The following is an 11,736-nucleotide window of genomic DNA, read 5'->3' as shown; positions in this document are numbered from 1 at the left end:
TGGGGGAATCTTCTGAGTTCAGTATAATAAAAAGACCTCGCAAAAAAACTTTGCAAGGACGTTGACACGCGGTTCCACCTTTATTCGGACCCCAGTCGCCTGAGGACCCTCTGGGAGTACGAGACTCCAGATTGATAACGGCAATCAGCCGTCGGACACTAGTCTCAGACTGCTGACTGATTTCGCATCCGCACTCAAGAATGTGTCGTCTAAGGATTGCATGCCGTCTCACCATTAGGCACTCTCTGTTTCTTGTCTCAGACTTTTTCTCTCATCGCTTTCAATTTATTGTTGAATATTCTACATGAATTTTTATTAAAAAGCAAGAGGAAAATTGAAAAAAATTAAATATTTTTTTCTTTCTAAATGTATTAACGCTCTTTCAGCATAGCACTGGACAAATCCAACAAATTAATCGCTGTTTCAAAATGCTCCCCCATCAGGTCATAGACAGCATCTTCGCTTAAGACGCCGCAAGCTATATTTTCAGGGAAATCCGGTCCATTCGAGAACTCTAAATCATCAAAAAATTCCTGACCAGTATAGTAGTCCCTCAACTGAATATAATCTGACTGGCAGTGCTCCAACTCAGCTAAAGCTTCCTGGGCTCTTGCCAATACCTGAGAATATTTATTCAGGTGCTTTTCCATTTTTTGAATGCGTTCTAACTGTTCCACAGGATTCCTTCCTTTCTGAACACGACAAACTAATTAGTCAACCTTAACCACCTGAAGCTGCTCACCGCCTAGCAGAATCAAATATTTTTCAATCTGCGAAATGCCATAAGAGCGGCTGAGAGCTTGAGCATATAAGTCTAGCTGGCTTCGATAGCGAGCAATCAGCTCAGATGGCTCTTTGTATTTATCCGTCTTGTAGTCAAAGAGGATAATCCGGTCCTCAAAGAGCAGATAGCCATCCAAAATCCCCCGCAAAACAAACTCCTGACCGCTGTCCTCATCTTGCTTGAGCATGGCAAATGGTGCTTCTCGACGAACTCTATCACTGTTCTCAATCAAGAGTCGCCCCAAATCCGTCTCGAAAAACGATGCAATCTTAGGCAGTTGAATCTGCTTTTTGACCGCTTCATCGGCCTGAACCTGAGCTAAAGCAGAACGAAGTACAGCCATGCTGGGACTGCTATCCAAAGGAATCCGCTGCATAAGCTCATGAACAGCACTGCCGACTTGAGCCCCAGTTACTTTGGCTTTCTTGCCAAAATCAGGCAAGTCAAAGTTAGGCTGAGGCCGAAAAGCTGCTCGCTCATCCATGATGTCCAGTCCGTCCGTATCCATGATTGGTTCATAAAACTTCTTAATCTGGCTTGGAGTTCGTACACTAGGCAGCTCAATAGCAGAACGATACTGGCTATTCAGCTGATCCACGCTTTCTAAAATATACAGAGCCCGACGGATATCATCCGACTGACGATTATCTGCCAAATCATCCGCTGGAAAGAGCACAGGCTCATTAATCTGCCCTATCTCTTCAGCAGTTAGCTCCTCATCAGTGACAAAACGGGTCTCGTAGGCGAGATTCTCATCGGAAAAAACAGCCTGAATGGCATAGAGCCAGTCTTGGAAATTGTTGAGTTGGCTGCGCAGACTGGCAGACAAACGCCCTTGCTGGCTCTTGCCCCACTGACGCTTATCCAAGGCCTCTTGACTGCCCTTGCCGACCAGATAAAGCTTGGTTTCAGCCCGCGTCATGGCCACATAAAGCAAACGCATTTGCTCAGACAGACTAGCCAACTGCAGCTCCGCTAGATTCTGCTGATAAGGCAGCGTATCCATGGAAATGCGCAGCTGATTCGGCGCATAGGGGTCTTCCACAGACACCGATACATTCGCCACATACTTGATGCCGACTCCTTTGGTCCGGCTAAGGATAATAGCAGAGCTGCTATCCTGACGGTTGAAAGCCTTGTCCATATTGAGCAGAAAGACATACTTGAACTCCAGCCCCTTACTCTTATGAATGGTCATGAGACGAACGGCGTCCTTAGGCGCCGCCACTGGCACACTGGCTAGATCGTGCTGATTTTCCAAGATACGGTCTATCATCCCGATAAAGCGAGAGAGACCTTTAAAGCTAGACTTTTCATACTCATTAGCCCGCAAAGAGAGAGCATAGAGATTGGCCTGTCTCTGGGCACCATTGGCTAGAGTTCCCACCATGTCATAGTAGAAACGGTCCTGATAAATCTTCCAAATCAAATCATACAGGGAATGCGTCTTGGAATAGGTCCGCCAGCTTTGTAGGGTCTCATGGAAATGCTGCAGTTTTTTCTGCAGTTCCTGAGTGACTAAATCAGAGTTCAAACCTCTTCCTTCAAGGGCATTAACCAGCTTTTCATAAAGATTTTCCTGAGAATGCTCTTGACTGGCCTGCAGGGACAGCCGAGCCAGCTCGTCCTCACCAAGGTCAAACATGGGAGACTTGAGAAGGGCAGTCAGGGCATAGTCATTCAGTGGATTATTGATGGTCCGAAGGGTATCCAGCATAACCAAAACCTCCACTGACTGCAGATAGTTTGCGGCGCCATCATCTGGTGCCAGCGGAATTTGGTGCTGCTCAAAGGCAGCTAAAATCAAATCATTGCGGGTTCTGGAAGCCGTCAGCAGCGTGATATCTTTAAAAGCCACTCCTTCTTCATTGTGCAGGCGGATAATTTCCTTGATAACTAGATCCACTTCCCCAGCTGATACTGCCTGCGGCAAGCCCTCATCACCCTCCTCTTCCAGGCTATCCTTGGATCCTTCATAGATTAGGAAGGAAGCGAGGTTAGCTGGATTAGGCTCACATTTAGCTGGATTGCCAGCCACCAGATAGTGGGTTTCATTATAGTCAATTTCCCCGACTTCTTCATCCATTAGGCGTTTAAAAACATCATTGGTCGCTTCCAGCACCTCAAGATGACTCCGGAAATTTTCCTTGAGGACGATTAGCTTGCCCTGACTGCTATCCTCTTGATAGGCCTTAAACTTATCACTGAAAATCTGCGGATCCGCTTGACGGAAGCGGTAGATAGACTGCTTGATATCGCCCACCATAAAGCGATTTTGCCCTCTGGAAAGCAAGTCCAGCATGCGCTCCTGCGTATGGTTGGTATCCTGATACTCATCCACCATGACCTCATGGTAGCGTTCCTGATAAAAGCGACGCACCTCTGGAAAAATCTCTAAAATCTCAATAGCAAAATGGCTGATATCACCAAATTCAAAGGCATTTTCTACCTTCTTACGCTCCAAATAAGCCTGTGCAAAGTCCGCCACAAAATCCCGCAGAAGCTCAACCAGAGGCAGACATTCATCCTGATGCTGCTCGATAAAGTCCAGCTGATAAAGCTGCTGGTCAAAGCTTCGCAATCGCTCAATCATAGGCTTCCTGGCTTCATTGTAATCCTTGGCCATTTCTTTTTTGAGCTCGTCTGCATTCTTGCCAACCCGAGCTGTAAAGGCCTGGCCATTGGACAGTTGGGAAAGTGCCACAATCTGTTTGAGAATCTGAGCCGTTTCCTCTATCGATGACAGCTCATTGAGGACTGCTAAGACGGTCAGAGCATCTTGGACATTCTCCTGATACTTGGCGCCCGCAAACTCTCTTCCTTCATGCTCCAGATGGGCAGAAAAGAAAGCTTCCAACTCCCAAAGGGCTGATTTGATTTGGTCAAATATCCGCTCTCTCTCTGCTGCAAAGTCGCTGTGCTCATAGCCATAGAGGAAGGTTTCCTCCAGCCAGCGCTTAGGACTGCTAGTTGACTGCAGAAAGCTGTAAATCCGATAAACTTGCTCTCGGAAACCTGATAAATCCTTGCGCTTACCAGTAAAGTTCTTTACCAAACGGCTAAACAAAGCCTGACGCTCGCTGTCATAGTAATGGTCAAACACTTGGCTAAAGACTTCATTTTGCAGAATCAGCTGCTCACTGGCAGACTGGAGAATCCGAAAATTCGGTGCCAAACCAAGCAGGTAACCATAGCGACTAAGCACTTTCTGGGTAAAGGCGTCCATGGTACCGATGTCAGCATTGGGCAAGTCAGCTAATTGCTGGGCCAAATGTTGCTTGAGTTCAGGACTATCGGCCTCTTTCAAGGCCTGCCCCAGTTCCTTCTCCAACCTCTCTTTTAGCTCGCCTGCCGCCTTGACGGTAAAGGTTGAGATAAAGAGCTGCCTGACAGCAACACCTCTAAGAATCTGGTCTATAATCCGCTGGACCATGACAAAAGTCTTACCCGATCCGGCCGAAGCGGAGACCAGAATATTCTGGCCAGAGGAGTAGATGGCCTCAATCTGCTCTGCCGTCTTTTTCTGTGGCTTGTCCGAAGCAGCTTCTTGGGCTTGCTTAAGAGCAATTTCTTCTGCAGTTAAAAAAGGAATTCTCTTCATTTTTCCATCTCCTCCCTCATCTTTTCTAGCCAGGCCTGGCGCAACTTCTCACCAGTTGGCCGCCTATCAAATTTGCTTGCATCTAGTTTTTCTAGCTGGCGTGCCTGTCCCAAATGGAGATTGGCTTCAAAGCCAGTGATGGCCTTGAACTGCTCCACATAAGGAGCAATGCTTCGCCCATTCTCTGTATAAGGATTGACTGCAAAGTGGCCTGATAGAATGCCTTCTGCAACTTTTTTGTAGAGATAAGCATTATAGGCCAGCAGCAAGTCCAAGTCTTCCTGGCTCAGCAAGTTGGTCTTATTTTTTTCATAGAGCGGACCAAGCTCCTTGACAGCATCAGCCACAAAAAGTCCCTTGTACTGGAGTGGTTTCATAGACTGATTGACTGCATCCGCCAAGGTCTTGGTATCTTTAAGCGCCACAATCGGATCGGTCATCTGCAAATACATGGCGCCAAAAGTCCCCTTATCCTCTTGATAGTCTGCTAACTCCTCAATCGCTGCCAGATAGGTCGGCAGCTGAGAATTCAGTCCATTAAAGAACTTTTCAAAGCTGAACTTAATATCGCCAGACTTATAATCCACCACTCCCAAACTCTCGGTCTTGGTCAGACGGTCAATCCGATCCACTTTACCGCTCACGGTTACTGCTCTGCCATTTTCCAAGGTCAGGAAAGGCGTAGAAGCTGAGCCAAAGCCAGTCTCCTCGCCAATAGTCTCAATCCCGCTTGGATGAGCCAGCACACGACCGGTCGCCCGCGCCGTATCTAGTAAGAGCTGGCGCGCAAAACGGGTCTGACCTGACTCGCTGTAGATGCTCTCAAACTCGGCCTCTCGGCTGGTCTCTTCCATGGCCTGCGCTAAACGCCGGTCAAAATCGGCAGACGAATCATCCTGCAGGACCTTTTCAAAGATCCGATGGAGGAAAATCCCATGACTGCGAGCATCTGGATGAATGGTCCACTCTTCCTGCAGGCGTAGAACATACTTGAGAAAATAAGCATACTGATGCCGGAAATATTCATTGAGAGCAGAGGCTGAAAGTCGGAGGGGCTGCTCCTGAGGGTAGAGGGCTTGCAAAGTTTCCGACTGCAGAGTCTCCGTTTTCAGTTCCTTGCTGATTTGCGGAATGCTGATGCCTTCTGCTGCCAATTTCTTGCGGAGAACCCGCACAGCCACCGCCCAAAAAGTCTGCTCCTCTGCTGTCCACTCTCGGTCAATCTCCTCTTGGTGGAGCTCGATGATTTGAGAAAGCAAAGCTCGGTAGCTGCCAATATCGTCACTAGAAGCCTGAGGCTTTTTGACAATGATGGGCAAGGAAAGTGGAGCCGCAGTCAATTCCAGCAGATAGGTCGACACACTATCCTCTACCTCATTGACCAAGGCCGGCGCAGACAAGACCAGCTCTTTGGTAGCAGAATTCATCAGCGATAGAGCCGTATAGCGATTCTTCTTGAGATTTTCTGAGCTGGCAATCTGCAGTTCCGCTTGAGAATCCGTCGCATCATTAAGTCGAGCCCGGTCTTCATCACTAAGCAAACTCTTGTTTTGCGCGATTTTCGGAAAACGCTCTTGAGTCAGTCCGATTGCATAGACGTAAGGAGCGGCTAAAGGTTCTATCAGGTCATAAGACTGGACCTTGACCACATCTACCGTTGCTGGTACCGTCCGATAGTTGGACAAAAGCATACCTGACAGGACCAAGGCCAGAAAGTCGTCCAGTTTGACCTTGCTATCTGCAAAGACCTGAGCAAACTGCTCTAAGACATGACTGAAAGCCTTCCAGACTTCCTCATGACGCTCCTGCTCCTGCTGACTTGCTCCCTGTAGCAGAGCTGTCAAATTATCAGACAAACGGGCTGCTTGGACGAACTCCGTAAACTTAGCTAAGAGCCCCGACGCCGTCTGACTGCGGGATTTGAAAAAGTCTTGCAGCGGAGTCATGACCCGACGACGAATATGATTGAGACGGTCTAGGTCAAATTTCCCTTGGCTATTGGCCGTGAAATCCTTGGCTAGCTTGGCTGCTCCCTTAATGTCCGCAAAGCGCAGATATTGCTCAAAATGATCCAGCTCCTCTTGAGTCAAATCGCCGTAGAGCCCCGTCTTTAAGAGATTGAGCAGGTCTTCCAGTTGGAAGTTATAGCGCTTGAGCCGCTCCAAGGACTCAACAAACTGGACCAGCGGATGCTGGGCCATCGACTCGCTGCGCCCCAGATAGTAGGGAATCTGATACTGATCAAAAATGGTCTTGAGCTGAAGCTGGTAGGCTTCCACATCTCCCAAAAGCAGACGAATATCCTTATAGCGCACACCATCATGAACCCGCTGTCGGATGGACTTAGCCACATACTCCAGCTCTTCTTTCTGGTTCATAGTAGCCCAAATTTGGAGCTGCGAGCGGTCTGTCTCACTAAGACTAACAGTTGATTCTGAAAAGTCATAACGACTCTCTAAGATCTTAGAAATCCGTCCAAAGGCATCTTCTGCTTCTGCATGAGAGATATAGTCAGGCTTGACCTGATAGTCCTCGGCCAGCTTTCTCAAAAAATCCACGCTTGCCTGATAGAGATTGCCCTCACGAAAAGCTGCTCGATAGGCTTTTTGGCTGGCATAGGTCCCGATAACAATCTCCACACCTTTTCGATGCAGGAGACCGACCAGGTATTCCTCTTCGGCAGAAAAACGAGTAAAGCCATCAATGACCAGGGCCAAATTCTCCAACTCCTCATCCGCATCACCAGCCAGAATATGCTGGGTAAAAGCAGCAATCTGAGAAGACGAATCAAAATCGCCCTTATTCAGAGCAGCAGTTACCGCTGTAAAAATCTTGACCAGATCCTCCCGCTTCTCAGGCTCCTCAAGAAATTCCAAATCCGCAAAGGACATCTGGGCAGTCTGCAGTTCATGGTAAAGATCCATCAGTTGCTGAATAAATTGGGCATCCTTCTTAATCCGGCCATAGACCTTAAGCTCTCCATCATCCAGCTCTGTCAAGGTCCGATAAATCAACATTCCCAGACCAATATCGTCCAAACTCTGCCCTTGCCGAACATCATTGAGGACAAAGTACCGAGCCATCTGGGCAAAGCGCGTCACCGTAATGGCAAAGGAAGCCTTGTTCTCTAGGCACTCCAAAACCGCCCGCTCCTTCTCAAAAGAAAGCGAATTAGGCGCAATATAAAAGACTCGCTTACCAGCCGCCACCAAGCTCTCAGCCTCAGACACCAAAACCTTGGTCAAAGAATGGCGAATATCTGTATAAAGTAATTTCATAGCCTGCCTTTTCCTCTAGAAAATATAGGAACATTATACCATTTTTACCAATAATTCTCATGGAGAATAATCCCAAATCCCAATTAGTACTCAGCCATCAAGAGGACTTTATTGACATCCTCTTCATGTCCATAAACAAATGAAAAAGCCACTGCCTCCAGTGACTTCCTAAAGGCTCTTACTTCTCTCAAAGTAAGAACTCATTTTATCTTATGCTTGTTCATCTTTTCTTCAAAAATGCTTGTCATTATCAGGCGCAATTCTTCTCTTTCCTTGTCAGGAAGTTCGCCTTGCTGCTTGGCGACAGCATAAAGTTCAGGATATTACTTGGCAACTCGCTCAACCGTCTTGGTCGTCGCATGCCCTCTCACGAAGAAAGGAATCCTCTTAATCCACTCTCGGGGCACAAGTGCCAGAATCTTTTGGGCAGCTTCCTTATCGGAAATTTCTGCAGTGCTGAGCCCTTGATTAATCTGCTCCTGTTCCTTTTCTGTAAAATCTTTTAATTCCATACGCTAAATCTCCCAGTTCTATTTTCTTAATGCTAACTGAAGCACACTACTTACCCTCTACCCACTTATCATTGTCCATGATAAAAGGCTTGGCCAGTCCTTCCCCTGTGTAGTCCTTATATTTTGTCTGCAAGTATTTGTAGACATCTTCCTTGGTCGCAAACTTGATTGCCTGGTATGGCTCTTCAAAGGTCAGCTTTTCGATAAATAAATATCCGTCTTTATCTGGAACTAAGACACCGACATGGCCTACAAAGAGAGAATCGCCGTCAAGATTATCGTGAACAATGACTGAAAGCATCCGTGCTTTTTCACTAAACTTGAACTGCTTGAAGTATTCCTCCATCTTCTTAGCATGGACTTTTACATCTTGAGTCGCTTCAGTCTTGACTCTTGAGAATAGAATATTAAACTCTTCCTTATCCTTGGCATCAAAGAGCTTGCCCTTGTCAATCGAATCATTATCTATGAACAAGAGTTCATCATCTTTTTCTATTTGAGGGATGTCGAGGCTATTTTTCAGCAAAGTATAGGTATTAATCCGGCAATTTGTCCCGATAAAATCGCCCTTCTTTGCCTGCCATAGAGGATTGATTTTTTCTACATCATATTCGGTTTTGGTGAATTTAGTGAAATCACCCCTTAATCCAGTAGAGCCAACAAGCCCATTGTAGTCATTGACTAGATTGACAAAGTTATCGACACTGTCTTTATCCAAGTTGGCAGCCAACAAATTCTTGACTTCTTCGACACTCTTTTTACTGTTTAGATTTGAATAGGTTGATGTAGTTTGACTTGTTTCTTTATTTTTCTGCGAACTAGCACATGCTGCCATCCCAAAAGCTAAAGCCAGGCAGGCGCAGGACATGATTATTTTGCTGTATTTCTTCATTCTTATTTCTCTCTAATTCTTGTCTTCTACAGACTATTTTGCCTTACAATTTTTCTGATGAGCCTTCAACTTTTTCATGGCCCAGTCATAATGGCTGGAAGTAGCACTTATAAAATAGGAACCTAGTACAGTCCCTCCGACCCATTTATAAACATTTTTTGAAAATAATTCTTCGTTTGTAAATGTGTCTGCCAAGTCCAAAACATCTTGATGGGACTGATGAAAGATTTCAGTTGCCTCTTCAAGAGAAGTATTCTGATGTTTCTTCCAAAATTCCAGATTCAGCTCGCCATAAGTCCTCCAGTTATAAGGTGCAGGAAGAAAGGGCTGCTCTTGCCCCTTTTGATTGGAATGCACCCAATTCAACAAGAGCTGATGCCATTCATAGAGGTGAATCAAAACATCTCTTAGATTTTTATCCCGCCTCCAATGAGCCTCTTTCTTCTTTTCATCCCGAGAAAAATCAAAGGGCGTATTTAACTCTTTATCAGACATCTTAGAAATGAGAGTTTGTAACTTCTCAAAGTTTTCCTTAGCAGCTAGTATCAAATCTTCTTTAATTTTCGGTCTGGGCATAAGAATTGCACTCCTTTGCATAGTTTCTCAGCTTATAAACAATCACCTTACAATAATCATCAAGAAGGAACGCCCTAAAGTAGGATAATTTCCATCCCGCGAAAACGAAATTTGATAATATTATAACAGAAAGAAGAAAAGAAAGATAATTACTGCTACGGTTAGAGGCTAGAATAAACTACAAATCCCTTTGGTAAGATGACAAGTTTCTCGTCATCAGTTTGGCAATGGCTCACCAAATCAGCTGAATCTCTGTCTAAGAGATAATTCTCTTTGGACAGATTAAAAATAGCCCAGATTGCTTGATGATCATGTTCCCATTCTAAAGCCAGCACATCAGGAGCGATTTCTTCTAAGGTAAATTTCCCATGCTGAATAATGTCCGCAACATCTTTGCGAAGCTGAATCAAGTTCTTCATAAAATTGAGCATATCATTGCTACTTGAAACCCGGTCCCAAGGCATGACCCGTCTACAATCCGGGTCCATAGCTCCGCCCAATTCTAGCTCGGTCCCATAATAGATGCAAGGCGCTCCCCTTTGTAAAAAGAGAAAGGCGAGTGCGGATTTGACCAGCTGGATATCACCCTTAGCTGTCGTCAAGATGCGCTCTGTATCATGCGAATCCAAGAGATTGAACATGACCTCAGAAATCTGCTGCTTGTAGTACATGGACTGGCAGTTAATCTCAGCTATGAATTGACTGGTCTTCTTGCGCCTGCTCAAAAAGTAGTCCTTGATACTATCGGATAGGGGATAATTCATAACAGCGTGAAATTCATCACCATTCAGCCAAGGCTGAGAGGTATGCCAAACCTCTCCAAGAATATAAAGGTCAGACTTTTTGGCCAAAACAGCCTTACGAAAATCTCGCCAGAATTGATGATCAACCTCATTGGCCACGTCCAATCTCCAAGCATCAATATCAAAATGTTCAATCCAATAGGTCGCAACGTTTAAGAGATGGTCTTTCACCTCAGGGTTAGCCGTGTTTAACTTAGGCATATAGCTAGCAAAGGCAAAAGTATGATAAGGCAGTTCTTTGGGATTCATAAGCTTGTCATTCGTCACTGGGAACTTTTGAATGTGGAACCAGTCTTTATAAACAGACTTTTCACCATGCTTGAGAACATCCTGCCATTGAGCAGATTGATCGCCCATATGATTGAAAACCGCATCCAGCATCACCCTCATGCCACGCTGATGAGCTTGCTCCACCAGTTGACGGAAAGTCTCCTTGTCCCCAAAGTGTCGATCAATTTCAAAGTAATCCGTCGTATTGTACTTGTGATTACTTGGCGATTCAAAGATGGGGCAGAGGTAAAGCCCTGTAATTCCTAGGTCTTGCAAATAATCCAGATGATCAATAATCCCTTGTAAATCCCCACCAAAGAAATCCGTAGTCTTAGGACTGATAGCAGCATTCCAAGATAACGCTCCCTCTGGCGAAAGTTCAGCATTTCCATTGGCAAATCGTTCTGGGAAAATCTGATACCAGACCGTTTTTGAAACCCAATCAGGAACCTGGCAGCCGTCAATTTCGTGAATATAAGGGAGTTTAAATCTGTTGCCCTCTAAAGCAAGGTTTTCCGGACTATTGTCAGTGAAACCTTTATCTCCATACAAGATGCTTTGACCTTCTTTATCCTCAAGCTCAAACAAATACTGAATCCGAGCAAAGCGCACAGAGACAGCTACTTGCCAATAATCAAATAAGGCATCAGAAGTCACTTTGACCATCTCTTTCGTATCTTCATAAGAATCCTCAAGAAAAATAAAGGGATCCCCATAGTGCAAAAGGATTTTCTCTATATCCTCTTTCTTAGTCCTTATTCTGATATGCACTTGACCTTCTTTATAAAGATAAGCGTACTCCGACTCTGGTCTATGATAAATGGCTGTTAATTCCATATTTTTATCTCCTAAATATTTCTCTTTCTTAAAGTCGCTTCAATTTTATGCAAACGATTCCATAGACTAGCCCTAGTATACTATTTTAAAAAAAGGATTGCAAGCTATTGTTCTGGTTTGGGAATAGGAGATATATCAGGGAATATTAAAAAGCCTTGGAGACAAGGCTTTTAGTTATCCAAA

General features: G+C 45.2%; 6 protein-coding genes and 1 pseudogene. All 7 read right to left on the bottom strand.

Annotation, left to right across the window (positions count from 1 at the left end):
* Nucleotides 1-371: 371 nt before the first annotated feature.
* Nucleotides 372-677, bottom strand: a complete 306-nt coding sequence (locus J1C81_RS04770; RefSeq protein WP_002914863.1) for a DUF4298 domain-containing protein — start codon at nucleotides 675-677, stop codon at nucleotides 372-374.
* Between the two features lie 33 nt (nucleotides 678-710).
* Nucleotides 711-4,385, bottom strand: a complete 3,675-nt coding sequence (gene addA, locus J1C81_RS04765) for a helicase-exonuclease AddAB subunit AddA (protein ID WP_002914862.1) — start codon at nucleotides 4,383-4,385, stop codon at nucleotides 711-713.
* Nucleotides 4,382-7,663 carry an ATP-dependent nuclease subunit B gene (rexB, locus tag J1C81_RS04760; RefSeq protein WP_002914861.1) on the bottom strand — a complete coding sequence of 1,094 codons (3,282 nt, stop codon included), beginning with the start codon at nucleotides 7,661-7,663 and terminating at the stop codon, nucleotides 4,382-4,384. Before rexB ends, addA begins: the two co-directional genes overlap by 4 nt.
* Nucleotides 7,664-7,863: 200 nt before the next feature.
* A pseudogene (locus J1C81_RS04755) lies at nucleotides 7,864-8,175 on the bottom strand (hypothetical protein).
* A gap of 46 nt (nucleotides 8,176-8,221) precedes the next feature.
* A complete protein-coding gene (locus J1C81_RS04750; protein WP_002914859.1) occupies nucleotides 8,222-9,067 on the bottom strand; it encodes a DUF4300 family protein in 846 nt (281 codons plus the stop codon).
* Between the two features lie 33 nt (nucleotides 9,068-9,100).
* Nucleotides 9,101-9,643 (bottom strand): ClbS/DfsB family four-helix bundle protein, encoded by a 543-nt coding sequence (locus tag J1C81_RS04745; RefSeq protein ID WP_032909698.1) that lies wholly within the window; start codon nucleotides 9,641-9,643, stop codon nucleotides 9,101-9,103.
* Nucleotides 9,644-9,804: 161 nt separating this feature from the next.
* Nucleotides 9,805-11,553 carry a glycoside hydrolase family 13 protein gene (locus J1C81_RS04740; RefSeq protein WP_002914857.1) on the bottom strand — a complete coding sequence of 583 codons (1,749 nt, stop codon included), beginning with the start codon at nucleotides 11,551-11,553 and terminating at the stop codon, nucleotides 9,805-9,807.
* Between the last annotated feature and the right edge of the window lie 183 nt (nucleotides 11,554-11,736).

Source organism: Streptococcus sanguinis (genome assembly GCF_050225395.1).
Taxonomy (GTDB): domain Bacteria; phylum Bacillota; class Bacilli; order Lactobacillales; family Streptococcaceae; genus Streptococcus.
Note: the sequence above shows the minus strand (reverse complement) of the source record. Positions and strands in the feature narration are given on the sequence as shown.

What these genes read in the sequence shown, in the direction of transcription:
- addA (WP_002914862.1), bottom strand. Translation starts at nt 4,385, where the DNA reads ATGAAGAGAATTCCTTTTTTAACTGCAGAAGAAATTGCTCTTAAGCAA.
- rexB (WP_002914861.1), bottom strand. Translation starts at nt 7,663, where the DNA reads ATGAAATTACTTTATACAGATATTCGCCATTCTTTGACCAAGGTTTTG.
- J1C81_RS04750 (WP_002914859.1), bottom strand. Translation starts at nt 9,067, where the DNA reads ATGAAGAAATACAGCAAAATAATCATGTCCTGCGCCTGCCTGGCTTTA.
- J1C81_RS04745 (WP_032909698.1), bottom strand. Translation starts at nt 9,643, where the DNA reads ATGCCCAGACCGAAAATTAAAGAAGATTTGATACTAGCTGCTAAGGAA.
- J1C81_RS04740 (WP_002914857.1), bottom strand. Translation starts at nt 11,553, where the DNA reads ATGGAATTAACAGCCATTTATCATAGACCAGAGTCGGAGTACGCTTAT.